Here is a 25,131-nt window from a genome sequence, read left to right on the forward strand (position 1 = left end):
CCGCGGCGGCGCGCGGGCCCGTTGAGCGGGCGGCAGAGGGCGCGGCTCGGGACGACGGCGGGTGCCGGCGGGCGGTGCGACGGTGCAGCGGTGCGATGCTCGGGACAGGAGACGACAGGGCCGGCCGGCGGCGGACGACGTCGGGCGCCGGCGCTCAGCCGAGGGCCGCCAGGACGGTCTCGACGGCGGCGCGGACGACGTCGGGCGCCGGCGCCTGGGCGATGCCCGCGCTGTGCGCGCCCGCCCGGCGATCCGCGGCGCGCCGGCCGGTGGCGGCGGGCCGATCGGCGACGAGGTCGACATAGGCCAGCCCGGCCACGCGGACGTCCCGGGAGGCCAGGGCCATGGCCTCGGCGACGGAGTCGGTGACGACGCCGTCGGCGCCGAGCGCGGCGAAGGCGTCGGCCTCGGCCCGGGTGGGGCGCAGCGGCCCCGGGGCGAGCGCCAGCGTGCCGGGCTCGCGCACGCCGTCGAGAGCGGCCAGACGCCCGGTGAGGCCCTCGTCCCAGTCGGCCTCGACGGCGCCCCGCGTGGAGAACAGCGGGGCGCCGGCGAGGTTGAGGTGGTCGCCGGCCGGGAGGAAGTCGCCGACGTCGGCGCCGCCCAGGCCGGTCGCCCGGGTGACGAGCAGGGCGGCGCGCACCCGGGCGGCGACGGTGCGGGCGAAGGAGGTGACGCGGCGGGCGGGCCTGCCCTCGAACAGGGTGGTGCGACCGCGAGCGATGAGGACGCTGAAGCCGTCGCGCTCGTAGGAGTGGAGGGAGTCCTCCTGCCCGGCGAGGCCGGGCGCGGACACGCCGGGGAGAACGGACAGGCGCACGCTGGAGGCGGGGCGGCCCCAGGCCTCGCGCAGGTCGGTGAGGAAGAAGGGCTCGGCGATGACGAGAAGGTCGTGCTGCGCCCGGCCGGTGGCCAGGAGAATCGAGGCCCCGGCGGGGTCGTCGTCCCAGGGCGCGGTTGCGGGCTGCGAGGTCACGCGTCCTCCCTCTGCTCGCGGGCGGATCCAATAGCCAGTCTACCGGCTCCTGCGCAGAAAGAGTCTTTTTCTAAGGAGAGCCGCGTGTCCCGCGCCGATTTCTCGACGCCGTCTATACGGCCGCGCGACCACCGCTCACTCACACGGTCCGGTCGTAGTAGAAACGGGCCGACACCACGATGATCGCGTACACGGGAATCCCATCCGGATGAGCCAGAACAGCGGAAACAACGTGAAGGACATCACGAGGAGAATGAACAGGAATGTGAAGGCCGCCTTGCCGGCCAGGGCCCACGTCCTCCGCTTGACCGCCCTGTCCCGCTCGTCCCACACGTGTCCATCCCGCGGCTGGGCATGGTGTCGTGGCCACGGCGGCCCCGCACGAGCAGGATCACCAGCATGAAGGCCCCGAGGAACAGCCCGACGGGCCCCATGCGCGGAATCGCGGGCCTGCTCTCATCGGCCAGGCGCGGAGCGACAGCGAGAAGGCCGGCCCCGGCGGCAACACATACGGCCAAGTACACGTTCCCCCAGAAGGTCCGGCGACACCGCTTGCGCTCGGCGGGGGATACGGCAGCCGGAGCCGCCGGCGAAACACGGCTGTCAGGCATGGAAGATCTCCTCGACGGCACGCCCGAAGAAACGCGCAATTGCAATGGCCAGCGGCAGAGAAGGGTCGTACTTTCCCTTCTCAATGGAGCTGACGCTCTGGCGCGAGACGCCGAGGGCCTTGCCCAGCTGCGCCTGGGTGAGGCCCTTCGCCTCGCGCAGCACGCGCACGTCGTTGTCCACCCCGCCCCCTCACCGCCGGGATCGATCATGACGAAGACGGGACAGGACGACCGCGGCGCCGGTCGCGAGCAGGGCGGCGGCCACGCCCGTGTGCCACCCGCCGAGAGGGCTCGCCAGGTCCCCGGTGGCGGCGCTCTGGGAGGCGGCCAGGAGCAGCAGCCCGGCGCTCATAACCAGGCGGCTGCGAGCGCGGCGGCTGCGAGCGGTGCGGCACATGGCGTTCTCCTTCTCGAACCATGTCAGGCGCCCTTGACATGGGCAGTCTGCTTGACATTGGCGCTTGTGTCAAGCGTGCTTGGCGCTCCCTCCTCGTCGAGGTCGGTTCGGTTCCGCTGGCGCCGCACCCGGACCGGCAGGCTCGGCGGCGGCCGGTGCACCCGCCGGGTCCGGGAGCCTGACGGCGTCGTCCTTGTCCGCCGCGCAGCGCCGCTCTGCCGCGCGATCCGTCCGGGTGCTGGCTCGCGGCCGTGCGTTGGCTCGTGCGCTCCGTGCTAGCGGAAGCAAAGAAGGAGGGGACGGGCGATGCAGGGGCGGGCCCGGCGTCGGCCACAATGAGCGCGTGGATCCGACCGCGCCCGACCCTCTCGCCCGGCTGCTCGCCGCCCCCCCCGCCACTGCCCGCACGCGAGGCCCTCCCCCGGCTGCGCAGGCTGCTGGCGGACGAGCCGGGGCGCGGCGTCGTCGTGACCGCCCCGCCCGGCACCGGCAAGACCACCCTCGTCCCGCCCCTGGTCGCCCGGGTCCTCACCGCCCCCGACGACGGTCGGCGCGTCGTCGTCACCCAGCCCCGGCGCGTCGCCGCCCGCGCCGCCGCCCGGCGCCTGGCGGACCTGCTCGGCGAGCCGTTGGGCCGAACCGTCGGCTACGCGGTGCGCGGGGAGCGGCGGGCCGGCCCGCGCACGCGCATCGAGGTGGTCACCGCCGGTCTGCTGCTGCGCCGCCTGCAGGCGGACCCCGACCTGCCCGGGGTTGCCGCCGTCGTTCTGGACGAGGTGCACGAGCGCTCCCTGGAGTCCGACCTGCTCCTGGCGCTCCTCCTGGACGCCCGGGCGCTGCGCGAGGACCTCGTGATCCTGGCCATGTCCGCCACCGTCGACCTCGACCGCCTGCCCGCCATGCTCGCCGCCGGCGGCCCGGCAGGCGCCGCCCCCGTCGTCTCGGTCGCCGGCGCGCTCCACCCGGTCGAGGAGGTGTGGGCGCCCCCGCCACCGCGCGCGCCCCGCCTGGGCCCGCGCGGCGTGCCCCGGGAGTTCCTGGCGCACGTCGCCGCCACCGTGCGGCGGGCCCTGGCCGAGCGCACCGGCGACGTGCTCGCCTTCCTGCCCGGCGCCAGGGAGGTCGATGACGTCGTGAGCCGCCTGCGCGCCTCGCTGCCGCCGGGCACCGACGTCCTGCCCCTGCACGGGCGGCTGAGCGCGAGCGCGCAGGACGCCGCCCTGGCGCCGTCGCCGCCGGGAGGGCGGCGCGTGGTGGTGGCCACGAACGTCGCCGAGTCCTCGTTGACCGTGCCGGGGGTGCGCGTCGTCGTCGATGCCGCGCTGGCCCGCCGGCCGCGCCTCGACGTCGCCCGCGGCATGTCGGGGCTGGTGACGGTCGGCGCCTCCCGCTCGGCGGGCGTCCAGCGCGCCGGCCGCGCGGGGCGCGAGGGCCCCGGCGCCGTCTACCGCTGCTGCTCGCCGGTGGACTGGGCGCGCGCGCCGCAGGCGCCCACGCCGGAGATCCTGTCCGCCGACCTGTCCCGCGCCGCCCTCGAGCTCGCGGTGTGGGGCGCACCGGGCGGGGCCGGCCTGGCCTGGATCGACCCGCCGCCCGCCCCGGCCATGGAGGCCGCCCACCGCACGCTCACGCGCCTGGGGCTGCTGGAGGGCGGCGCGGCGGCAGGCGGCGCCGGCAGCAGCGCTGGCGGCGCTGGCACAGACGACGGCGGAGCGGGCGGACCCGCCGGGCCGGGCAAGACGGGCGGGCCAGAGGGACCTGGCGGGCCTGGCGGCGCGGCCCCGGCGCCGCTGTCGGCGACCGCGCTCGGGCGCGCCGTGGCCCGCATCCCGGCCGACGTCCGCCACGCGCGCGCCCTGCTGACCGCCGGCGGGATCGTGGGCGCCAGGCGGGCCGCCGAGGCGACCGCGCTGCTCAGCGCCGACCTGCGAGCCCCCGGAGGCGACCTGACCGCGCTGGCGCGCGACGTGCACGACGACGGCTCTCCGACGAGCGCCTGGAGGGCGGAGACCCGCCGCCTGGAGCGGGCGGCCGCCGGGGTGAACAGGGCGGTCGCCGGAGCCCCGACCGAGGCGGCCGCCCCCGCGGCCAGCGCCGCCACCCTGGCCGAGGCGGTCGCCCTGGTGGCGGCGCTCGCCCGCCCCGAGTGGATCGCGCGCCGCCGCGGCCCGGCGCCCGCCGCCGGGGCCGACGCCTCCTACGCCAGCGTCGGCGGCACGGGCCTGCGCATCCCGCGCCGCTCCCCCCTGGGCTCGTCGCCGTGGCTGGCGGTGGCCGACGTTGACGCCGTCCCCGGCCGCGGCGACGCGACGGTGCGCTCCGCGGCGCCCATCGACGAGGAGCTCGCCCTGAGCGTCGGCGCGCCGTGGCTCGTCGAGGAGGAGCGGGTCGTGTGGGCCCGGGGGCGGCTGCGCACGGAGCGGCTGCGGCGCCTGGGCGCGATCACCCTGACGACGACGCCGGGCGGGTCGCCTCCGCCGGGCGCCGCCGCCGACGCCGTCGTGGCGGCGTGCCGGGCCGAGGGGCTCGGCGTGCTGCCGTGGGGCGGGGCGAGCGAGCTGCGGGCGCGCCTGGCCCTGCTCCACCGCGAGCTGGGTGAGCCGTGGCCCGCCATGGACGACGACGCGCTGCTGGAGCGGGCCGGGCTGTGGCTGGCGCCGGCCGTCGAGGCGCTCGCGGCCCGCGCCAGGCAGCTCGACCTGGACAGGCTCGACGTCGGCGCGGCGCTGCGGGCGCTGCTGCCGTGGCCGGAGGCGGCCGGGCTCGACGAGCTCGCGCCGGAGCGGATCGAGGTGCCGTCGGGCTCGCGGGTGCGGGTGTCCTACGTCGGCGAGCGGGGCGAGGCGCTCGAGCGGCCGGTGCTGGCGGTACGCGTGCAGGAGTGCTTCGGCTGGGCGGACACGCCCCGGGTGGCGGGCGGCCGGGTACCGGTTCTGATTCATCTGCTGTCACCGGCCCGGCGGCCGGTCGCGGTGACCGACGACCTGCGCTCGTTCTGGGCCGGGCCCTACCGGCAGGTGCGCGCCGAGCTGCGGGGCAGGTACCCCCGGCACGCCTGGCCCGAGGACCCGTGGACGACGACGGCGACCCGCGGGACGAGGCGGCGCCGCTGAGGCCCGGCGCCCGGGAAGGCCCGGCCCCGGACGCAAGCTACACTTATAACTACCCGACACAAACCGACCCCCTCCTTCATAGAAGAACTCGAGAAATCCAGATGCTCACCTTCCGACGACAACTCCAGAGCGCCGCGCTCAGACCGGAGCGCACCGCCCCCTCGCTGTGGCTATCCTTCGAGCGCGTCCGCCACCGGATCATTGTGCGCACCGTCGCGGGCGGGGCCACCTATGTGGCCCACAAGATCGACGCCGCGAAGCCGCACGACACTCTCGGCACCATCGCCGGCAACGACTCGGTCGTCGTCGTGTGCGCCAGCCCGGAGGCCGCCGCCGATCTCACGGCCCGGCTGACCGGCATCCTCTCCCCCGTAGGGGGACCTTAGTCCCAAATCGTTCCACGTATTTTTATGCGCGTGTCAACAGATCCCGGTCGCTCGCGCCCCGCATCCTGAAGAATTCCACGCGGCGGCGATGCATAGAGGAATGCTTATGCGCGAGGATTTCAATAAATTACCGTTTCACGGACAGAGACAATAGCCCTCAACCTGCCCTAGCCTTCTGACGTCAGACAAGCAGTTCCACAAAGGGGCGGGACATGGCGTCAGAATCGCCTATCGATTCTATTACCAAGGATCATCCAACACCTTCGTCACCCGCGAAGGTGTCCTTGGCCGTACTCATTGCGCTCGTCATCGGCTCGATGATCGGCGGAGGGATATTCGGCCTCCCAAAACAGATGGGTGCCGCGGCGGCGCCCGGGCCGCTCATTATCGGGTGGCTCATCACCGGGGCCGGAATGCTCATGCTGGCCAAGGTCTTCCAAAGCCTGGCCGTGCGGCGCCCCGATATTGACGCGGGCGTCTACGGCTACGCCAAGGAGGGCTTCGGCAACTACCTGGGCTTCTCCTCCGCCTGGGGCTACTGGGTCAGCGCCTGGATGGGCAACGTCGGGTACCTGGTCCTCCTCATGACGTCCATCGGCGTGTTCCTGCCCGGCTTCGGGGAGGGCACCACGCTTCTGGCCACGATCGTCTCCTCGGCGCTCCTGTGGCTGTACCACCTGCTCATTATGCGCGGCATCCGCGAGGCCGCCGTCGTCAACGTCGTCGTGACGATCGCCAAGGTCGTGCCCCTGATCGTCTTCATCATGATCGGGATCGTCGCCTTCAAGGTCGACACCTTCTCCGCCGACTTCTGGGGGGCCCAGAGCGACCTCGGCTCCACGCTCGACCAGATCAAGGCCATGATGCTGGTGACGGTCTGGGTGTTCATCGGCGTGGAGGGCGCCTCCGTCTTCTCCGAGCGCGCTCGTGAGCGCCGCGACGTCGGCCGCGCCACCATCACCGGCTTCGCCTCGGTGCTGGCCCTCCTCCTGCTCGTCAACCTCCTGAGCTACGGCATCGTGCCCCGCGAGGAGCTCGCAGCCCTGGAGGACCCCTCGCTGAGCGGCGTGCTGACCGCGGCGGTCGGCCCCTGGGGCGCCAAGTTCATCGCCGCCGGCCTGTCCATCTCCCTGATCGGCGCCCTGCTGTCCTGGTTCCTCATGTGCGCCGAGGTCCTGCGCGTGCCGGCGCTCGACAACACCATGCCGCGCTGGTTCTCCAGGGAGAACAAGAACGGCACGCCGGTCGGCGCAATGTGGCTGACCACCTCAATGGTCCAGCTCGTGCTGATCTGGGCTCACTTCGCCGGATCGACCTACAACGCCCTCGTTACCCTGGCGGCCGCGCTCATCCTCATCCCCTACCTGTTCTCGGCCGCGTTCCACCTCATCAACTCCTTCCGCAACCGCAGGAAGGCCGGGACCGGAGACATCGTCATCGGCGTGCTCGGAACCCTCTACGCCATCTGGCTCCTGTACGCGGCCGGACTGACCTACCTCCTGTTCGTGGGCCTGTTCTACCTGCTGGGAACCCCCTTCTACGTCGTCGCCAGAAAGCAGGCGAAGGAGAAGGTCTTCACCACTATCGACTGGATCGTCGTCGCCGTCTTCTCCCTGACCTCGCTATACGCGATCTACGGGTTGTGCATGGGATATTTCACTGAAATGCTTACAAACTGAGCCCAAGCAACTGCACGACCACCCACCGACGGCCGGATAAGGACCGGCCAGCTCAAGAAAGGACACCGACACCATGAGCACATCACCCAACGGAGTCTGGTCCGAGGCCGGGAGGCTGCGAACCGTCATGGTCTGCGCACCCGGACGGGCACACTCCTTCCTCACGCCCTCGAACTGCCACGAGCTCCTCTTCGACGACGTCCTCGACGTGGAGCGGGCCCGCGCGGACCACGCGGACTTCGTCTCCCTCATGCGAGAGCGCGGCATCAAGGTGCTGGAGTTCGAGTCCCTGCTCGCCGACGTCCTCGACGTGCCCGAGCACCGCGCCTGGATCCTCGACCGCCGCGTCAACAGGGACACCATGGGCGTGGGCGTGGCCGAGGGCCTGCGCGGCTGGATGGACGAGATGCCCAGCAAGGAGCTGTGCTCCTACCTCATCGGCGGGCTGTCCTCCGACGAGGTCGCCGAGGACATCCTCGGCACCGGCATCGCGCCCTACCACGTGGGCATCGACGAGCCCGAGATGCTCATCGCCCCCCTGCCCAACTCGATCTTCACCCGCGACTCCTCCGCCTGGCTCTACCAGGGCCTGTCGCTGAGCTCGATGTTCTGGGCGGCCCGCAAGCGCGAGACCATGCTCGTCAAGGCGGTCTACAAGTTCCACCCGACCTTCGCCTCCAGGGAGTTCCCCATCTGGTTCGACGCCGCCGAGGGCGACCAGGGCCACTCCTTCATCGAGGGCGGCGACATCATGCCGGTCGGCAACGGCGTCGTCCTGGTCGGCATGGGCGAGCGCTCGACCTACCAGGCCGTCAGCCGCCTGGCCCGCGGGCTGTTCGAGCAGGGCGGGGCCGAGCGCGTGATCGCCGCCCGCATGCCGCGAGACCGCTCCACCATGCACCTCGACACCATCTTCACGTTCTGCTCCGAGGACGTCGTCAACATCTACGAGCCGGTGGTCGCCGGCCTCACCTCCTTCTCCCTCGAGCCCTCGAGCACGGAGCCGGGAGGCATCAGGGTCACGCACGAGGCGGGCTCCTTCCTCGACGTCGTCGGCCAGGCGCTGGGCACCAGGCTGCACCCGGTGTCCTCCCCGGCCGGCCGCCTGGGCGCCGCCCGCGAGCAGTGGGACGACGGCAACAACGTCGTGGCCCTCGAGCCCGGCGTCGTCGTCGCCTACGACCGGAACTACGGCATCAACTCGGCCCTGCGCAAGGCGGGCATCGAGGTGCTCGAGATCTCCGCGGCCGAGCTCGGCCGCGGGCGCGGCGGCGGCCACTGCATGACGTGCCCCATCGACCGCGACGCGGTGGGCTACTGACACCCGGCTGCGCGCAGCCGATTAGCGTATCCACCGTATTCTGTCTATATTATTCCAATCATCTATCTATCTCATCCACCATCGAGTCAGGTTCAGGAGTTGTTGTGGGTCATTTGTTGTCTGGTCGTCATTTTCTGAGGGAGCTGGACTTCTCTGCTGAGGAGTGGGGGTCGTTGCTGGATCTGGCTGGGGAGCTGAAGGCGGCGAAGCGGTCTGGTTGTGAGGTGCGGCGTCTGGTGGGGCGGAATATCGCTCTGGTCTTTGAGAAGACCTCGACGCGGACGCGGTGCTCGTTCGAGGTGGCGGCCTATGACCAGGGGGCGCGGGTGACGTACCTGGACCCGTCGGGCTCCCAGCTGGGGCACAAGGAGTCGGTGGCGGACACGGCGCGGGTGCTGGGCCGGTTCTATGACGGGATCGAGTTCCGGGGCAGCCGGCAGGAGCACGTCGAGACGCTGGCGGAGCTGTCGGGGGTGCCGGTGTGGAACGGTCTGACCGACCAGTGGCACCCCACGCAGATGCTGGCCGACCAGCTGACGATGCTGGAGCACTCGGGGGGCCGGCCGCTGGGGGAGGTGTCCCTGGCCTACCTGGGGGACGCTCGTAACAACGTGGCCCACTCCCTGCTGGTGTCGGGGGCGCTGATGGGCATGGACGTGCGCATGGTCTGCCCGGGCGAGCTGCGGCCCGAGGCGGGTGTGGTGGCCGCGGCCGAGGGCCTGGCCGCGGGCAGCGGCGCGCGGGTCACGGTCACCGAGGACCCGGTCGCGGGCGTGGAGGGGGTGGACTTCCTGTACACCGACGTGTGGGTCTCCATGGGCGAGCCCAAGGAGGTGTGGGACTCCCGGATCGGGCTGCTGCGCCCCTACCAGGTCAACGCGGCCCTGGTCCGGGCCACCGGCAACCCCGGCGTGAGGTTCCTGCACTGCCTGCCGGCCTTCCACGACCGGGGCACCGCGGTGGGGGCGGAGATCTACGACAGGACCGGCATGGAGGGCCTGGAGGTCACCGACGAGGTGTTCGAGTCCGAGGCCAGTATCGTCTTCGACCAGGCCGAGAACCGCATGCACACCATCAAGGCGGTCATGGTGGCTACCCTGGGGGACTGGGAGTGACGGTGACGCAGGCGAGACAGGCAGGACAGGCCGAGCAGGCCGAGCGGGCCGAGCGGGCAGAGCAGGCCGGGAAGGCAGAGCGGGCCGGACAGGCCGGGGTGGCCGGGGGGGAGTGGCGATGAGGATCGTCGCGGCGCTGGGCGGCAACGCCCTGCTGGAGCGCGGGCAGGCGCCCGACGCGGCCGTCCAGGTGGCCAACGTGCGCGCCGCCGCGGCGCGCCTGGCCGAGCTGGCGCAGGACCACGAGCTGGTCATCACCCACGGCAACGGCCCCCAGGTGGGGGTCCTGGCCCTGGAGTCGGCCGACGACCAGCGGCTGTCCGAGCCCTACCCCTTCGACACCCTGGGCGCCCAGACCCAGGGCATGATCGGCTACTGGCTGCTCCAGGCCATGCAGAACGCCCTGCCCGGGCGCCAGGTCGCCTCCATGGTCAACCAGACCCTGGTCCTGGCCGGCGACCCCGCCCTGGAGCACCCCACCAAGTTCGTCGGCGAGGTCTACACCAGGGACGAGGCCCAGGCCCTGGCCGCGACGCGCGGGTGGACCGTGCGCCCCGACGGCGAGCACTACCGGCGCGTGGTCGGCTCCCCCGCCCCCCAGCGCGTGATCGAGACCCGCCTGGTGCGCACCCTGCTCCAGGCCGGCGCCGTGGTCATCTGCGCCGGAGGCGGCGGCGTGCCCGTCATCCGCAACACCCACGGCAAGCTCCAGGGCATCGAGGCCGTCATCGACAAGGACCTCACCGCCGCCGTCCTGGCCGAGGACCTCGAGGCCGACGCCCTGCTCATCCTCACCGACGTCAACGGCGTCTACACCCACTACGGCACACCCCACGCCAAGCAGATCCCCCGCGCCACCCCCACCACCCTGCGCGCCCTCAACCCACCCGCAGGATCCATGGGACCCAAGGTCGAGGCCGTCTGCCGCTTCGTCGAGCTCACCGGAGACATGGCCGCCATCGGCCGCCTCCACGACGCCACCCGCATCATCCAAGGCACCGCCGGCACCATCATCACCCCCGGCGGCAGCTACGGAAACCCCAACGACCTCCAACCACCCGCGGCACGCAAGCCCGCAAGCTAGGAGATGCTACGCACGCAACTGCTGAGTCATATCGAGAAGGAAATAGCACCGAGGTGCCGGCTACCGGAAAGCCCTGGGGAGAGCCCGCCCCTTCCCAGACGCACTTCGCAGGCTTCGACCCGGAGGGCCCGTGAACGCCAAGTCACCGCAAGAGGCCGTTGATATCGCGGCCCGGACCCGTGCTGCGCGGCGCCGCTTGATCGAACGGCTCATCAGCACCACACGCATCCACTCGCAGCGCGAGCTGCAGCAGATGCTCGAGACCCATGGGTTCAGCGTCACTCAGGCGACGCTGTCCCGCGACCTCAAGGCGATGCGGGCCTCCAAGGCCCGCACCGCCAGCGGGAAGCAGGTCTATGTTCTGCCTGAGGCGGGCGCCCCCGGGCAGAAGCGCCTTCCCGACGACGCCGAGGCCCGGGCCAACCAGCATCTTGCGCACCTGGCCGAGGAGCTCCTGGTCTCGGTCGCCTGCGCTCATGGGGACGTCGTTCTCCAGACGCCTCCGGGAGCCGCCCAGCTCATGGCAGCCGCCGTGGACGATGCGATGCTCCCGGGGGTCCTGGGGACCATCGCGGGCGATGACACCATTCTCATCGCCACGACCGGGGACGCCGCAGGCCTGGCGATCGCCCAGCACATCGCCTCGCTGTCGAAGTCAGTCCCCGAGGAAATCGACAACCGCCCCGATCGTCCCAGCCGCTGAGACCGAAACGCCGAGATCGGTCCAGCTCCGGCCCGAGATCGGCAAAGACCTATAAGGATAGCCGGCACTCTGAGCGGCGCAAGGTCCCGGAGCCCTTTCTGGGTTCCGGGACCTTGCGCCGCCCCGCAGTCGCCCTCACCGTCGAGATAGACGAAAGCCGAGTGCACTGGTCCTCGGTCCCGCGCTCCGGGCGGGGCGGCGCCTCGCGCTCCGGGCGGGCCCGGACGGGTCGGGCGCGGCTGCGCCGTCGTCCATGTTCCGCCTCACCCGGACACCGCGGCGCCTCGCGCCCCCGCATCACAGCGACGGCAGGCCCGGCCCGGACACGCAGTGGGCCAAGCAGGCCGAACGCGTGTCCGTCAGAATGACATTGACCGCCCCAGGCCTCAGAAGCACCAGTAAAAACCGCATGATGGCGGGGATCTCTCCACGACCCACGGCGTCTAAGAGCCCCAATGTCATTCTGACGGACACCCGCCCCGGGGTCGCGCCGTTAAAGGCACGTGCGGGGCACCCGGAAAGCGAGCGCCCCCCTGTCCTCGACCTCGCCGATGTCGTGCGGGACGGCCCGTCTCGACGTCCCCGCTGGGACCTCTCGGTATACCGCGTGCGTTCCACGCGCTATACGCGCTAATCCCCGGCACCCCACTCTTCTTTGGGATGCCGGGGATCGTGGCGGCGGTAGCGCTGGGATTCGAACCCAGGGTGGCTATGAACCACACAGACTTTCGAGATCTGCACCTTCGGCCGCTCGGACACGCTACCTCAGGGGTTGAGGTTACACGGCGGAGGGCACCCAGCCCAATCCGCGGCGGGTGCGAGGTCCCTCACGGCTCGGCCGGGTCCTCGACCGGCCGCCCGCCCTCGGCCCCCTATTTCCCGACGGCGGTGCCCGCCTCCTCGTCGGTGAGGCACCGGATGACCTTGGCGGGCACGCCGCCGACGATCGTGCAGGGCGGCACGTCCCGGGTGACGACGGCCCCTGCGGCGACGACCGCGCCGTCGCCGATGCTCACGCCCGAGGTGATGACGACCTTGGCGCCCACCCACACGTCACTGCCCAGGCGAATCGGGGCCGGGTGGGTGGTGGCGCGGTCGGCCACCGCCAGGGAGTGGTCCAGGGTCGCCATGACGACGTCGTGGCCGATGAAGCAGCGGTCCCCGATCCAGATGCCGCCCTGGTCCTGGAAGCGGCACCCGGAGTTGACGAAGACGCGCTCCCCCAGATGGATATTGGCGCCGAAGTCGGTGGTGAAGGGCGGGAAGAGGGCGAAGGACTCGGGCACGGCGCGCCCGGTGATCCGCTCCATGAGGGCGCGGATCTCCTCCGGCGTGCGGTACCCGGTGTTGAGCTCGGCGGTGAGCCTCTGGACCTCGACGGCGCGCCGGGTCTGGAAGGCGGCGGCGGGGGTGCCGGCGCGCACGGGCAGTCCGGCGTCGACGTGCCGGAGGAACTCTGTCAGGTTCACGGGGTCTCTCACCTCTGCATCTCGATCTCGGCGGCGGCTGCGATCATAGTACTCACCGGGGTGTAGATGTCCACATCGCTCTCAGGAGTCTCGATACTAACAATCAAAGAATAGCGGACCCCGAGACTGCTGCGACCCAGGGACGGACGACTCTTCCATTCACGCCGGGAGGGGTTCGGCTCAATGAAGTACGAAAGCGTGATGCGGAGCCCGACCTGTACCTCGTCCAAGCCGTCCAGAACGCCACGAGGCCATGGGAGCTCGTGGAGGGCCGTCTCACGGTAGACATGGTCGGCATTCTGCTGATGTCCGGGCTTGAACGGGTGCAGCTCGCCTCTCGCACACGAGTGTCAGAGCATCTGAAGCACTGCGAAGGGCGCGTTCGAGATCCGGTACGCCCATGCCGTAACGGCGCCGCAAAACCTGAAGCTCTCCTTTCGGAGGATTCTTCCCCGAAGACTGGTGAGCGTGCATGGCGTCCGCCCAGCGCGCGGAGTGGACGACCAGCCCGCGTACCGTTTCCGGACGAAGCGCCGGATAGACCGCTTGGACAGATGCGGCTGCCGCCGCGACCTTCGCGGCGGCAGCCGATGTGTCGAAGCCGCCCGTGAGGAAGCTGCCGGCGCCAAGATGCTGGAATCGGGTCGTGAGAACAGTCAGGTGGTCGGACCGGTCCACGGTGCCGCCATCCGGGGACCGGAGCAGGTTCCCGCCGTCGGCGACCGCGTCGGACTTGAAAGGCCAGCCGGTATGAGCGAAAGAGGCCGAGGTGCGACTGGTCGGAGCGAGGTCTCCCGCCGGTGCGATGGGTTCATAGCCCACGAAACTCGCGGGTGCGGACTCCAAGTCGCCGTACAGTGCCGGCCCCGCCATCTCCGTGCCATGAGGACAAACCGGGTCGGGTCGCCACTGCGCGTCAGCACGATGACAGTCGGCGCCATTGAGAGCATCGGTGAGCAAACGATGCTCTCGATGGACTCCGGTATCTAAGACGCAGACGGCAGGCGCATCGTCAGGGATCGGGCCGCCACGAGACAACAGGTCCTCAATCCACTCGATCTGCTCGGACCGGCGCGTGCCGGTGAAGAAGCCGGGCTGACGAGGCCGCCTCAATTCCGCAACACCATCGGCATGCTCGACGACCTGCACCATGTCCTCAACTGCGCCCCGCAGCAGGCAAACGGGCCGTGGCCCTGCGGATCCGCTCGACCGACTCGATGAGCCTTTGATGACGCGGGCGGTCCTCGTCAACAGTGGCAGCATACTCATCGAGTTTCTGCGTGAACCACGACTCCTGCGATTCAGGAATATAGACCGACGCCGTGAGGACAGCATCACCCTCGTCGCCTGCAATTGTCGCCGACAACAGCCCGACGCGAGGCTCCCGCAGCTCCCGAGGGAACCGCGACTGCCCGGCGCGCGCCGCCTTCGCAGCCACCTGGATGGCAACGGCGTAGAACTGCGCATCGTCACCATCCCCATGGCTGGGCACGAGTGCGCGAACCTGGTCGTTGGTCGCCATGAGCCCTCTCCCGGCACCGATCGGAACTACCCCAATGGCAACCGCCGCCTGCGCCCAGCCTCACCGCCGCTCGGCGAAGAAGCCCCGCAGCAGCGCCTCGGACTCGCGCTCGCGCACCCCGGCCACGACCTCGACGCGGTGGTTGGCGCGCGGGTCGCGCAGGACGTCGCGCACGCTCCCGCACGCCCCGGTCCGCGGCTCCCAGGCGGCCAGGACCACCCGCACCAGGCGCGCGAGCTGGATGGCGCCGGCGCACATGGTGCACGGCTCCAGGGTGACCACCAGCTCGCAGCCGTCCAGGTGGGAGTCCCTCAGCGCCGCCCCGGCCGCCCGCAGGGCCAGCACCTCGGCGTGGGCCGTGGGGTCGCACGCGGACTGCCGGGCGTTGGCCGCCTCCGCCAGGACCCCGCCGTCGGGACCCAGGACGACGGCACCCACCGGCACCTCGCCCGCACGGCCGGCGGCAGCGGCCAGGGTCAGGGCGCGGCCCATGGCGCCGCCGTAGCGCGCATCGAGAAGTCCCGTGCTCACACCGCCAGCCTGCCGCATTCCAAGGCGACGCCAAAATGTGTCCTACCTCATACCTACCGACCGAAACCGTAAGTCCCGCACGGCCCGCGACCCTCTTCTTCCGGCGGGAATCCGCCACTCGAAGTTGCCACGGCCACCCGCACCTGCCAGGCTCTATCACTGACATCACCACAGTGAATGGAGTCACACCAGTATGGAACCGCCGGCGAACAGCATGCCCGACCCCGCAGACAGATCCGAGACCGCCGACCCGAGAGCCTCCACCCCCATGGTCAAGGCCCCCGGCGACGCCCCGTCCGCACCCCACCCCACGACCCCCGACCCGCCCGACAGGCCCGACCCGCACGAGCCCCACCCCATCAACTGGGGCGTCTTCCTCTCCTCGGCCGTCATAATCGCCGTCGTGGCCGCCGCCGCCATCATCTCGCCCACCACCGTGCAGGACGCCTTCAACGCCGCCGTCGCCTGGGCCGGGAAGTGGTTCGGCTCCTTCTACATCTTCCTCATCACGGCGACGATCGTCTTCGTCGTCCTGCTCGCCCTGAGCAGGTACGGGCAGGTGAGGCTGGGCCCGGACAACTCCACCCCGGACTTCTCCACCTTCTCCTGGGCCGCCATGCTCTTCGCGGCCGGCATCGGCACCGGCATCATGTTCTTCTCCATCGCCGAGCCCGTGGCCCAGTACGTGCACCCGCCCACCGGCGAGGGCGAGACCATCGAGGCCGCCCGCCACGCCGTCGTCCTGGCCATCTTCCACTACGGGATCTCCGGCTGGGGCGTGTACGCGATCATGGGCATGGCCATGGCCTACTTCGCCTACCGGCGCCGCGACGCGCTGGCGGTGCGCTCCACGCTGCGCCCGCTGCTCGGGGCCCGCGTGGACGGCTGGATCGGCGACGTCGTCGACACCGCCGCGCTCGTGGGCGGCGTCTTCGGCATCGCGGCCTCGCTAGGGGTCGGCGTCGTCCAGCTCAACGTGGCCCTCGACATCCTCTTCGGCATCCCGCAGGGCACCGGCGGGCAGATCGGCCTCATCACGCTGTCCGTCATCATGGCCACGATCTCGGCCACCACCGGCGTGGACCGGGGCGTGCGCGTGCTGTCCAACATCAACGTGGTCCTCGCCATCGGCCTGGCCCTGTGGGTCCTGGTCAGCGGCGACACGGCCTTCCTCATGGACGCGCTGGTCGGAACCGTCGGCGACTTCATGGTCCAGTTCCCGCAGCTGACCCTGGAGACCTACGCCTACAACCGGCCCGAGGAGTGGCTCAACAACTGGACGCTGTTCTTCTGGGCGTGGTGGATCACCTGGGGGGCCTTCGTCGGCATGTTCCTGGCCCGCGTCTCCCGCGGCCGCACGCTGCGCGAGTTCATCCTCGGGGCCCTCATCCTGCCCTTCTCCTACGTGGTGATGTGGGTGACGATCTTCGGCAACAGCGCCCTGGAGCTCATCCGCTCGGGCGACACGAGCTTCGCCGAGACCACCATCAGCGCCCCCGAGCAGGGCCTCTACCTCCTGCTCGGCGCCGTCGGCGGGAAGCCCATTATCGCGATCGCGCTGTTCATCGGCGTCCTCTTCTACGTCACGAGCGCCGACTCCGGGGCGCTGGTCATGTCGAGCCTGTCCAGCCGGATCAAGGGCGAGAGGGAGGACGCCGCCCCGTGGCTGCGGATCTTCTGGGCGACCCTGACCGGCATCCTCACCGTCGCCATGCTCGTGGCCGGGGGCGTGCCCATCCTCCAGCAGGCGACTCTGGTGATGGCGCTGCCCTTCAGCTTCATCCTCGTGGTGATCATGGCCTGCCTGCTCAAGGCCCTCCACCGGGAGGCGAGCCTCAACCAGGCCCGCTCGCGCGCCTACCGCAACCGGCAGGTCGGCTTCACCGGGACGGCGGCGGGGCTGCGCCGCATCTCCTGGCGCGACCGCCTGTCCCACACCTTCGCCCGCGTCAGGGCCGAGCAGGCCCAGCGCGCCCTGGACGAGCGCATCGTGCCCGCCCTGGAGGCGGTGGCCGCCGAGCTGGCCAAGGAGAGGCTGGAGGCGGAGGTCCAGGTCGAGGGCCGGGAGGCCGACGACCCCGACGACGAGCGCACCTACCTGGGCCGTGTCACCCTGCTGGTGACCGATCCCAACAATGAGGCGCGCGAAGGCGAGATCGAGCCCGAGGTCCTCGAGCGGGCGGCCGGCCGGCGGATCTTCCGCTACGTGGTGCGCATGGTCGAGGCCCCGGCGCCCTCCTACGGCGGCGGCATGAATGAGGCTGACGACGTCACGGTGCGCCTGGAGGTGCGGCTGCGCGGAGGCGGGGTGGGCTACGACATTATGGACTGGTCGGCCGACCAGGTCGCCCACGACGTCCTCGACCACTACGAGCGCTGGCTGGAGTACCTGGGCACGAGCAGCACCGCACGCGTCTGAGCCGGGCTGGGCGCCGCCCCAGCTCGCGCCCGCCCGCCCTTTTCGCCGAGATCGGTCCAGTTCCGCGCTGAGATCGGTTCAAGGGGCGGGCGGGCGGTCTCTTCTGTCTGCTCTGTCTGCTCTCCGACGCCGTCAGGGGCTCCCGGGTGTCGGCCTTGACCGGAAAACTTGACCGAAAAAGGTCGCTCCCACGCACTTTTAGCGCCGACCCCCGCCCTGCCCTCGTCGCAGAACCGCAGAATCACGCCGATCCCCGCCGCGCCCAAGACCGCTGAGCGCCTTAAAAGTGCGTGGGAGCCACCTTTTTTCCACCGCGCAGCACCACTTGACGACTGAGTCCTGGCGAGGCGGGGGTCGGGCCGTCAACACCGACGGCGACCCGCAGCCGGCCCGCACCCCGGCACCCGCCCCCGCACCCCCTTCGCCGAGATCGGGCCGCCTCCGCGCCGGAGCCGGCCCGAAGAGCCCACCGGACGCCGCAATCCACCGGCACCCGCCTCAAGGGCCGGCCGGGACGGGCCCCGAAGACTGCGAGCGGGCGCAGCGCCCCGGCGCCCGTACGGAACGGGCCGGAACGTGAACGTACCTTCGCAGCACCAACGTATCTTTCTCTCATCCTTCTGCGGGTAGACCTCAGAAGGATGAGAGAAAGGCACGTCCACGCGACGAACCTCCGTTGAGGTTGAGGCTCCCCGCCCGCCCCGGCCCGCACCGCCACGCCCGGAATCAATCGTCTGGGCTACGGAACCCGTCCAGGCGGCGCCTTCTCGCAGTCGTACCACCCTCCTCGCGCTCTGTACGGGACCAGGCGAATGCGCAGGCGTCAAGAATGTCGACGACGACGGCCGGCGGGCACCGTCGAGCTCTCGGGCCTGGTGGCGCGCCGGTCGCCACCGGGTCTGCCGATCCGGGTGTGGCGCCAGTGAAACCGGACCGATCTCGACGCGGAATACGACCGGTCTCGACGAAGGAGGGGGACGCCGCCCGCATAGGCCCCGCCCCCACTCCGCCGGGAAACGCGCGGCACGCATCGGCCCCTCAGTCCCACGCACGCAGGGCCTGCCCGATGCCCTGCCCGCGGCGGGCCCGGGAGGAGACGACGACGGCGAGGCACGTGGTAACCAGGGTCAGGACCGCGACCGCGCCGAGCTCGGACCACGGCGCGTGGGCGAGGATGACGGCGGTTCCCAGGCCGGAGCCCTCGCTCATGATCGGGCCCACCGCCACGAGGATGAGGGCGCCGAGGAGGACCGCGGTGAGCGCGTGGATCACCCCCTCGAGGACCTGGGCGGCGAGCACGGCCCCCTCCCGGGCCCCGGCGGCGCGCAGCAGGGCGGCGTCGCGGCGCCGGTGCCCGGCGCTCATGGCGATGACGGCGACGCCGCCGCTCCAGGCCACGAGCAGGGCGAGCCCGAACATGACCAGGAACCCTGACAGCCTCATGCCGGTCAGGCCCAGCGACCTGGCGCCGAAGAGGACGACGACCAGCCCGATCGCCACGAGGAAGGGCAGGACGGTGGTCGAGGAGTGGCTCGACTCGAGCGCCGCGGTCCGCGCCGCCACCCGCCAGACGGTGCCGGGGACGGGCAGGGCTGCCACCGCCCTCTGCATCCAGGGGACGAGCCAGGGGGTGAGCAGGCACACGAGGACGACCATGCCGAGGGCGGCGAACACGGCGGCGTTGGCGGCGTCATCGCTTCCCGCGCCAGCGGCGCGGATGGTGCGGCGGTTGGCGACGATGAGCGCGACGAGCCCGGCCACCGCGGCCAGGCGCACGAGCACGCCGAGGACGCGGCTCGGCCCCCGGGTCCGCTCCTCGTCCCCGCGGCTGTTCCCGGCGCCGTGCCCGGCCCAGCCGTTCAGGAGCGCGACCTCGGGGGCGCGGGCGGCGCGCCGCGCACCCGGGGCTGCCGGTGGTGGTGCTCAGCGCCTACGTGGCCGGCCCGTACCTCGGCGAGCTCCTCGAGGGCGTCGACGGCTCGGTCGGCTACCTGCTCAAGGAGCGGGTGGGTCGCGTGAGCGACTTCCTGCGCTCCCTGGACGTGGTGGTCTCCGGCGGCGTCGTCATCGACCCGGAGGCCCTGGCGCACCTGATGCACGCGGGGGTGCGCGGGGCGTCGGACGTCCCCGGGGCCGCCGGCGCAGTGAGCTCCGTCTCCGCTGGCCCGCAGCTGGCGCGCCTGACCCCGCGGGAGACCGAGGTGCTCGCGCTCATGGCGGAGGGGCTGTCCAACGGGCAGATCGCGCGGCGGCTGGTGCTGTCCGACGGGGCGGTCGCCAAGCACGTGGCGAACATCTTCCTCAAGCTGGACCTGCCGCCGGGCGAGGAGAACCGGCGCGTGCGAGCCGTGCTCGCCTGGCTGCGCGCCCGCGCCTGACCGCTTACTACGCTCCTTTGTCCCTTACTACGCTCCTCCCCGCCGTACAGTAAGGAACAAAGGAGCGTAGTAAGCGACTCATGGCCGCAAGGGCGGCAACGGTTCGGCGCGTCCGGCGGGCCCGCACCCCGTAGGCTGATCTCATGCGTCTTCATGTTGCCGATCATCCGCTCATCGATCACAAGCTCTCCGTCCTGCGTGATCGGACGACGCCGTCGGCGGTCTTCCGCCAGCTGGTGGACGAGCTCGTCACCCTGCTGGCCTACGAGGCCACCCGCGAGGTGCGCGTCGAGAAGGTCGAGATCGCCACCCCGGTCGCGACCGCCCACTGCCTGCGTCTGGCCGAGCCGCGGCCCCTCGTCGTGCCGATCCTGCGGGCGGGCCTGGGCATGCTGGAGGGCATGACCCGCCTGCTGCCCACGGCCGAGGTCGGGTTCCTGGGCATGCGGCGCGACGACGACACCCTTGAGGTCGAGACCTACGCCAACCGCCTGCCGGACGACCTGTCCGGCCGCCAGTGCTTCGTCATCGACCCCATGCTCGCCACCGGTCACACCCTGGTCGCCGCGATCGAGTACCTGCTGGTGCGCGGCGCCCGCGACGTCACCGCCATCTGCCTCATCGCCGCCCCTGAGGGCCTCAGGACCCTGGAGGCCACCGTGGGCGGCCGCGCGAACGTCACCGTCGTCACGGCGGCCAAGGACGAGCGGCTCAACGAGCACGCCTACATCGTCCCGGGCCTGGGCGACGCCGGCGACCGGCTCTACGGCATTATCGACTGACGCCCGGCGCGGGGCTCGCGCCCGTTCGAGTCGCCGGCTCGTCACGACGCGGACTCGAGCGCGTCAGCGGCGGGCTCACCCTCGAAACCAGGCAATCGGTCGGCCTTCTCAGCGGGAATGGTCTCGACAAGGTCCGCCCGGTGAGCAGCAGCACGATCGGCAGCTCTCAGTTCCCACTCCAGCGACGGCGGGCCGCGCTCAAGTACCTCCCGCACGATGTCACCCTGGCTGCGACGAGTCGCGCACGCAGGCACAGCGACACGCTCACGCAGTTCCGAAGAGAGCCGGACAGAGATGGGAGCACTGAGCACCGGAATTATGCCTGCAGTCCAGGCTTCGCGCCGGCCTCACACCGGTCGTCCAGGCTGATGGAAAACAGGGGCAGGCACTGTCCGAGAAGCACCAAGCAGTCCAAAGACCATGCTGTGGTTGCGGACATCATCCGCGAGACTTTTACCGGTCCACATGGGCTCGTGATAGCACGCCGGCAGGACGGTCGCTGTTACGGTCTGGGTCGATGCCGTCACGCCGCCGCCACCGCCGTCTGAGCCTGATGCGGCCGACTCGTAGGTCACCGACACAGAGATCTGCGCGCTGCCGTCCGGAGCCTGACCGGAGTAGGCCTTCGTGTCTTCGCTGTAAGCCGGAGGCGCAGCCATAAAAACCAGTGCGGCCGCCAGGACCACCATGAAGGCCGCGCCGCATCGCCTCGCCGTCGCGATCATGACTCGGGTTCCTTTCAGCACTGGTCAGCATCTCCGTGAGAGGAGCCGGCGACCTTCCAGCCCGAGCCGCTCCGCACCAGGGTGTAGGTCATGGGGAACCGGTGCGGGACCTCCTCGGACGTCTGGTCCTCGCCCGATGCCGACACCACCCTCGCCTTGGTCATGTCGGTGCAGGTCCCCACCGACGCCGTGAAGTTGTTCGGCATCAGGTCCACCGTCCAGACCTCGGTGCTGGCAGAGCCCTCAACATGCTGGCCCTTGGCCTCCTGATCCTTGTAATTCGTCATGAAGTCCGTCAGCCTCTGGCCGGTCATGGTGGCCTCCACCTGCGCGGTGCCGTTCATGTCCCGCACGGCCTTCCATGTGGCCTGGTCATAGGCCACGAACGCCGCCAGCACCTCGCTCTGCGCAGGGTCCAGACCCTCGGGGACCGACACCATGGTGTACTCGATCTGCGGGTCCGACAGCGACTCCGCCGTCAGACCCGTCGCCACAGCACCCGCACCAGCGGACGCCTCCGCCGAGGACCCGTCAGCCCCCCCCCCACCCCCGCACTGGCCGACACCCCACCGCCGTCGTCCGGCGAGTACTGCGGCACCGACGCGCCCGCGCCCGCATCACCAGAAGAGCACCCAGCCGCCCCGCCGAGCACCAGCACCACAGCCGCCGCACCAGCAGCAGCCCCACACCAACGAACCGTACGCACAGCAACCCCCAGACACAGGGACAACGCGAACAACCCACACGCTACCAGCACACGCCACCCCACACCAGGGCCCTCGGCCCGGAATACCAAGGTCTTCGAGCCGAGGAATGCGGGTCGGGAGCAGCAAGGCCGACCGAGAGCCCCGCCGTCGGCGGCGGTATCCCCCGCCTCCCCGTATCGGCACTTCTACCCATCGGGTATTCGTCGGCCAGGGGCACAGCGCCTTTACCGTGCCTCTACCATCGTGGCCATGAGTCTGCCCGTATCGCCCCCCGGCCCCGGTCGCCGAGCACGCACAGATCCGCGCACCATGGTCATCGCCGTGATCGTCGGAGCGCTGACCCTGAGCGGCGTCGTCGTGGGCGGCAGGCTGATCGCCGGAGACGTCAACTACGCGCGGCCGCCCCGCGTGGAAGAGAACCTCGACTCCGACGCCCCGTCGGACTCGTGGGCGGGCGGCGCCGCCCGGCAGTGGTCGACGACGATCGACGCCGGCGCCTCGGTCTTCACCACCCCCGACCACCTCTTCTCAGTCAAGACCGGCGACGACCCCCAGACCTCCACCCTGACCGCCTACACCATGAACGGCTCCGGCGTCACCCAGGCGTGGACCGCCGCCGTGGACACCTCGGCGGACTCAGTAGCCGTGAGCGGCGCAGAGGACAATCCGATCTACCCCTCCTTCCTCCTGTGGACCAAGAACACCCTCATCCACGGCCGGACCCTCTACGACATCACCACCGGCGCCACCAGCGACGCCCCCTGGCCTGCCGACGCCGTCCCCGTCGTCGTCAAGGACGAGGGCGTCGTCGTCGCCTGCCAGCAGACCACCTGCGCCGGCTACCGCGAGGGCGCCGCCGAGCCCGCCTGGTCCTCAACCGTCCATGACGCGGTCCCGGGCTCTCCCGCGCAGACCGACGCGGCAGCGCGCATTACCAAGATGGTCGACCCCAACTACACGAATGCGGTCTCCCTGGCCGACGCGAAGTATGTCATTATCGCCTACCACTATGTGATCAACATCGATACCGGGCAGGTCGTCGACTTCTCCGTGCCGGATAATCCACCCGGCGTCTACAGTATCGGGCACACGGACGAGGGCTGGTCCATCGCCTCCACCTACTTCGATGTGGCGGCGAAGTCCCCGACGCAGTGGCACCTCTCCTTCTACGGCCCGGCCGGGGGCGAGCCCACATCCACGCAGGACACGCCAGATCCCCCCGACACCACCTACCCGCTGTACTACCCGCGGACGCCCACGAAGGACGACCACCGGAGAATGTTTCTCCACCATGACTACAGCACGCTGGCCGGGTCAGTAACCGCCGCCGAAGAGAACAAGAAGCTCTGTGTGCAGAAGATCGAGATGTCGAACGGCACCACGATCGACGTGACCGGTCTGGACAAGAACGCCTTCCCCTGCCTGGAAAGGGAGGCCACCAAGGTCTCGACCAACGGAGATGTGGTGATGGTGGGTATGAGGCAGGTCACGAATGCGGTTCCCTTCTCGCTGATGTACAATGCCGCCACTGGCGAGCAGATCGCCTTCGAGGGAATGGACCCCGCCAGCGGCGCCACCTTCACCGTGGCCGCCCCGAAGCAGATCATCGGCTACTCCCCCACGGACGGCACCCTCACCGGCTACACGCCCACCTCCTCCCAGTAGGCGCACGCCCAGTAGACGCCCACCAGGCCCCTGAACCGAACTCGGCGCGGAATACGACCGATCTCGGCGAAAGGGAGCCGAGGGCCCGGCCCGCGCTCTGTTGGGATCAATCATCTGGGCGCCGCTACCATCGAGGTCATGAGTCCACCCGCACCCGGCCCCGGCCGCCGCGCACGCACAGATCCGCGCACCGTGGTCATCGCCGTGATCGTCGGAGCGCTGACCCTGGGCGGCGTCGTCGTGGGCGGCAGGCTGATCGCCGGAGACGTCAACTACGCACGGCCACCCCGCGCAGGGAAAGAGGCAGGCACCCCGTCGGACTCGTGGGCGAGCGGCGCCGCTCGACAGTGGTCGACGACGATCGACGCCGGCGCCTCGGTCTTCACCACCCCCGACCACCTCTTCTCAGTCAAGACCGGCGACGACCCCCGGACCTCCACCCTGACCGCCTACACCATGAACGGCTCCGGCGTCACCCAGGCGTGGACCGCCGCCGTGGACACCTCAGGTGACTCGGTCCCTGCCGACAGCTCGGACAGCAACCCGATCTACCCCTCCTTCCTCCTGTGGGGCAAGAACACCCTCATCCACGGCCGGACCCTCTACGACATCACCACCGGCGCCACCAGCGACACCCCCTGGCCCGACAACGCCGTCCCCGTCGTCGTCAACAACGAGGACATCGTCATCGCCTGCCAGCAGACCACCTGCGCCGGCTACCGCGAGGGCGCCACCGAGCCCGCCTGGTCCTCAACCGTCCACGACGCTGTCAAGGGCCTTTCGCTGAAGGATGCCGACGCCGCCGCAGGCATTAGCAAAGACGGCCTCAACCAGACGGAGCCAATCACCCTGGGAGGCTCGAAGTACGTCGTTATCGCCCATCACTACGTGATCAATATCGATACCGGGCAGGTCGTCGACTTCTCAATACCGGACGATCCGCCCGGCATCTACGTCATCGCGTACACGGACGAGGGCTGGACCAGCATCTCCACCTACTACGATGTGATGGCGAACTCCTCGACTCAGTGGCACCTCTCCTTCTACGGCCCAGCCGGGGGCGACCCCACGTCCACGCAGAACGCGCCGGACCCCCTCACCACCAGTACCTACCCGCTGTACTACCCGAGCACGCCCACGAAGGACGACTACCGGAGAATATGGCTCGACCGCGACTACAGCACGGTGGTCGGGGCGATGATCATCAATGGCGACGAGGATTCCTGCGTGCAGAAGATCGAGATGTCGAACGGCACCACGATCGACATGTCCGGCCTGGACAAGAACGCCTTCCCCTGCCTCGATCAGAAAACCGCCGCAGTCTCCGACACCGCGAAAGTCGTGACGGTGGGCATGAGGCAGGTCACGAATGCCGCACCCTTCTCACTGATGTACAACGCCGCCACAGGCGAGCAGATCACCTTCGAGGGAATGGACCCCGCCAACGGCGCCACCTTCACCATAGCCGCCCCGGGACAGATCATCGGCTACTCCCCCACGGACGGCACCCTCGCCGGCTACACGCCCGCCTCTCCCCGATAGGCGTAC

22 protein-coding genes, 1 tRNA gene and 1 pseudogene are annotated in these 25,131 nt (G+C 70.6%); 12 read left to right on the plus strand and 12 right to left on the minus strand.

What is annotated here, in order from left to right:
- Positions 1-154 precede the first annotated feature (154 nt).
- From AIF0345_RS15345 to AIF0345_RS15355, 3 genes are all read right to left on the minus strand, one after another.
- Positions 155-976: a nucleoside phosphorylase-I family protein gene (locus AIF0345_RS15345; RefSeq protein WP_285296614.1), complete on the minus strand. Its 822-nt coding sequence runs from the start codon at positions 974-976 to the stop codon at positions 155-157.
- A gap of 603 nt (positions 977-1,579) precedes the next feature.
- Positions 1,580-1,768 (minus strand): helix-turn-helix transcriptional regulator, encoded by a 189-nt coding sequence (locus tag AIF0345_RS15350; protein WP_043563637.1) that lies wholly within the window; start codon positions 1,766-1,768, stop codon positions 1,580-1,582.
- Between the two features lie 9 nt (positions 1,769-1,777).
- Positions 1,778-1,984, minus strand: a complete 207-nt coding sequence (locus AIF0345_RS15355) for a hypothetical protein (RefSeq protein ID WP_285296615.1) — start codon at positions 1,982-1,984, stop codon at positions 1,778-1,780.
- Positions 1,985-2,256: 272 nt separating this feature from the next.
- Between AIF0345_RS15355 and AIF0345_RS15360 the strand changes: the two genes are divergently transcribed.
- The 7 genes from AIF0345_RS15360 (at position 2,257) to AIF0345_RS15390 (ending at position 11,385) form a co-directional block, all read left to right on the plus strand.
- Positions 2,257-5,097 (plus strand): ATP-dependent RNA helicase, encoded by a 2,841-nt coding sequence (locus AIF0345_RS15360; RefSeq protein WP_285296616.1) that lies wholly within the window; start codon positions 2,257-2,259, stop codon positions 5,095-5,097.
- Positions 5,098-5,198: 101 nt separating this feature from the next.
- The gene (locus tag AIF0345_RS15365; RefSeq protein WP_043564390.1) at positions 5,199-5,483 is read left to right on the plus strand and encodes an arginine repressor; all 285 of its coding nucleotides are present in this window, start codon (positions 5,199-5,201) and stop codon (positions 5,481-5,483) included.
- 212 nt (positions 5,484-5,695) lie between these two features.
- Positions 5,696-7,162 (plus strand): arginine-ornithine antiporter, encoded by a 1,467-nt coding sequence (gene arcD, locus AIF0345_RS15370; RefSeq protein ID WP_285296617.1) that lies wholly within the window; start codon positions 5,696-5,698, stop codon positions 7,160-7,162.
- Positions 7,163-7,235: 73 nt separating this feature from the next.
- Positions 7,236-8,483 carry an arginine deiminase gene (locus AIF0345_RS15375; protein WP_268918761.1) on the plus strand — a complete coding sequence of 416 codons (1,248 nt, stop codon included), beginning with the start codon at positions 7,236-7,238 and terminating at the stop codon, positions 8,481-8,483.
- 104 nt (positions 8,484-8,587) lie between these two features.
- Entirely contained in the window at positions 8,588-9,598 is a 1,011-nt protein-coding gene (gene argF, locus AIF0345_RS15380; protein WP_285296618.1) for an ornithine carbamoyltransferase, read from the plus strand.
- A 118-nt stretch (positions 9,599-9,716) separates the two neighbouring features.
- Positions 9,717-10,682: a carbamate kinase gene (locus tag AIF0345_RS15385; protein WP_285296619.1), complete on the plus strand. Its 966-nt coding sequence runs from the start codon at positions 9,717-9,719 to the stop codon at positions 10,680-10,682.
- 130 nt (positions 10,683-10,812) lie between these two features.
- Positions 10,813-11,385: an arginine repressor gene (locus tag AIF0345_RS15390; protein ID WP_268918606.1), complete on the plus strand. Its 573-nt coding sequence runs from the start codon at positions 10,813-10,815 to the stop codon at positions 11,383-11,385.
- A 679-nt stretch (positions 11,386-12,064) separates the two neighbouring features.
- Here AIF0345_RS15390 and AIF0345_RS15395 read toward each other — a convergent pair.
- The 5 genes from AIF0345_RS15395 to AIF0345_RS15415 form a co-directional block, all read right to left on the minus strand.
- Positions 12,065-12,150 (minus strand) — tRNA-Ser (locus AIF0345_RS15395).
- A gap of 107 nt (positions 12,151-12,257) precedes the next feature.
- Positions 12,258-12,854 (minus strand): DapH/DapD/GlmU-related protein, encoded by a 597-nt coding sequence (locus AIF0345_RS15400; RefSeq protein ID WP_268918605.1) that lies wholly within the window; start codon positions 12,852-12,854, stop codon positions 12,258-12,260.
- Positions 12,855-13,130: 276 nt separating this feature from the next.
- Complete coding sequence (locus AIF0345_RS15405; protein ID WP_285296620.1) at positions 13,131-14,006, minus strand: S8 family serine peptidase; 876 nt, start codon at positions 14,004-14,006, stop codon at positions 13,131-13,133.
- A 4-nt stretch (positions 14,007-14,010) separates the two neighbouring features.
- Positions 14,011-14,376, minus strand: coding sequence for a hypothetical protein (locus AIF0345_RS15410; RefSeq protein ID WP_285296621.1), 366 nt, complete (start codon positions 14,374-14,376; stop codon positions 14,011-14,013).
- A gap of 60 nt (positions 14,377-14,436) precedes the next feature.
- The gene (locus AIF0345_RS15415) at positions 14,437-14,925 is read right to left on the minus strand and encodes a nucleoside deaminase (protein ID WP_285296622.1); all 489 of its coding nucleotides are present in this window, start codon (positions 14,923-14,925) and stop codon (positions 14,437-14,439) included.
- Positions 14,926-15,121: 196 nt separating this feature from the next.
- Here AIF0345_RS15415 and betT point away from each other — a divergent pair, with 196 nt between their 5' ends.
- Complete coding sequence (gene betT, locus AIF0345_RS15420; RefSeq protein ID WP_285296623.1) at positions 15,122-17,326, plus strand: choline BCCT transporter BetT; 2,205 nt, start codon at positions 15,122-15,124, stop codon at positions 17,324-17,326.
- A gap of 1,038 nt (positions 17,327-18,364) precedes the next feature.
- Here the strand turns inward: betT and AIF0345_RS15425 are convergent.
- Positions 18,365-19,108, minus strand: a complete 744-nt coding sequence (locus tag AIF0345_RS15425; protein ID WP_285296624.1) for an FtsX-like permease family protein — start codon at positions 19,106-19,108, stop codon at positions 18,365-18,367.
- Positions 19,109-19,215: 107 nt separating this feature from the next.
- Here AIF0345_RS15425 and AIF0345_RS15430 point away from each other — a divergent pair.
- Positions 19,216-19,704, plus strand: a pseudogene (locus AIF0345_RS15430) (response regulator transcription factor); the annotation flags it as partial.
- A 143-nt stretch (positions 19,705-19,847) separates the two neighbouring features.
- Positions 19,848-20,486 (plus strand): uracil phosphoribosyltransferase, encoded by a 639-nt coding sequence (upp, locus tag AIF0345_RS15435; protein ID WP_043563999.1) that lies wholly within the window; start codon positions 19,848-19,850, stop codon positions 20,484-20,486.
- Positions 20,487-20,527: 41 nt separating this feature from the next.
- Here the strand turns inward: upp and AIF0345_RS16765 are convergent, their stop codons facing one another.
- Genes AIF0345_RS16765 through AIF0345_RS15445 form a run of 3 tightly spaced genes read right to left on the minus strand, consistent with a single transcriptional unit; the run spans position 20,528 to position 21,705 of the window.
- Positions 20,528-20,797: a ribbon-helix-helix protein, CopG family gene (locus AIF0345_RS16765; protein WP_353962053.1), complete on the minus strand. Its 270-nt coding sequence runs from the start codon at positions 20,795-20,797 to the stop codon at positions 20,528-20,530.
- 36 nt (positions 20,798-20,833) lie between these two features.
- A complete protein-coding gene (locus tag AIF0345_RS15440) occupies positions 20,834-21,211 on the minus strand; it encodes a hypothetical protein (RefSeq protein ID WP_285296625.1) in 378 nt (125 codons plus the stop codon).
- A 14-nt stretch (positions 21,212-21,225) separates the two neighbouring features.
- On the minus strand, positions 21,226-21,705 hold the full coding sequence (locus AIF0345_RS15445) for a hypothetical protein (protein WP_285296626.1): 480 nt from the start codon (positions 21,703-21,705) through the stop codon (positions 21,226-21,228).
- 462 nt (positions 21,706-22,167) lie between these two features.
- Between AIF0345_RS15445 and AIF0345_RS15450 the strand changes: the two genes are divergently transcribed.
- Both AIF0345_RS15450 and AIF0345_RS15455 read left to right on the plus strand, forming a co-directional pair.
- Complete coding sequence (locus tag AIF0345_RS15450) at positions 22,168-23,583, plus strand: hypothetical protein (RefSeq protein WP_285296627.1); 1,416 nt, start codon at positions 22,168-22,170, stop codon at positions 23,581-23,583.
- A gap of 138 nt (positions 23,584-23,721) precedes the next feature.
- On the plus strand, positions 23,722-25,125 hold the full coding sequence (locus AIF0345_RS15455) for a hypothetical protein (protein WP_285296628.1): 1,404 nt from the start codon (positions 23,722-23,724) through the stop codon (positions 25,123-25,125).
- Positions 25,126-25,131 lie beyond the last annotated feature (6 nt).

It is taken from the genome of Actinomyces israelii (genome assembly GCF_030253495.1).
Classification (GTDB): domain Bacteria; phylum Actinomycetota; class Actinomycetes; order Actinomycetales; family Actinomycetaceae; genus Actinomyces; species Actinomyces israelii.

Bases quoted from the DNA above. Each gene is read 5' to 3' on its own strand.
- AIF0345_RS15410 (WP_285296621.1), bottom strand. From the start codon at position 14,376: ATGGCGACCAACGACCAGGTTCGCGCACTCGTGCCCAGCCATGGGGAT.
- AIF0345_RS15415 (WP_285296622.1), bottom strand. From the start codon at position 14,925: ATGCGGCAGGCTGGCGGTGTGAGCACGGGACTTCTCGATGCGCGCTAC.
- betT (WP_285296623.1), top strand. From the start codon at position 15,122: ATGCCCGACCCCGCAGACAGATCCGAGACCGCCGACCCGAGAGCCTCC.
- AIF0345_RS15365 (WP_043564390.1), top strand. From the start codon at position 5,199: ATGCTCACCTTCCGACGACAACTCCAGAGCGCCGCGCTCAGACCGGAG.
- AIF0345_RS15450 (WP_285296627.1), top strand. From the start codon at position 22,168: ATGAGTCTGCCCGTATCGCCCCCCGGCCCCGGTCGCCGAGCACGCACA.
- arcD (WP_285296617.1), top strand. From the start codon at position 5,696: ATGGCGTCAGAATCGCCTATCGATTCTATTACCAAGGATCATCCAACA.
- AIF0345_RS15455 (WP_285296628.1), top strand. From the start codon at position 23,722: ATGAGTCCACCCGCACCCGGCCCCGGCCGCCGCGCACGCACAGATCCG.
- AIF0345_RS15385 (WP_285296619.1), top strand. From the start codon at position 9,717: ATGAGGATCGTCGCGGCGCTGGGCGGCAACGCCCTGCTGGAGCGCGGG.
- AIF0345_RS15355 (WP_285296615.1), bottom strand. From the start codon at position 1,984: ATGTGCCGCACCGCTCGCAGCCGCCGCGCTCGCAGCCGCCTGGTTATG.
- upp (WP_043563999.1), top strand. From the start codon at position 19,848: ATGCGTCTTCATGTTGCCGATCATCCGCTCATCGATCACAAGCTCTCC.
- AIF0345_RS15405 (WP_285296620.1), bottom strand. From the start codon at position 14,006: ATGGTGCAGGTCGTCGAGCATGCCGATGGTGTTGCGGAATTGAGGCGG.
- AIF0345_RS15375 (WP_268918761.1), top strand. From the start codon at position 7,236: ATGAGCACATCACCCAACGGAGTCTGGTCCGAGGCCGGGAGGCTGCGA.
- AIF0345_RS15440 (WP_285296625.1), bottom strand. From the start codon at position 21,211: ATGATCGCGACGGCGAGGCGATGCGGCGCGGCCTTCATGGTGGTCCTG.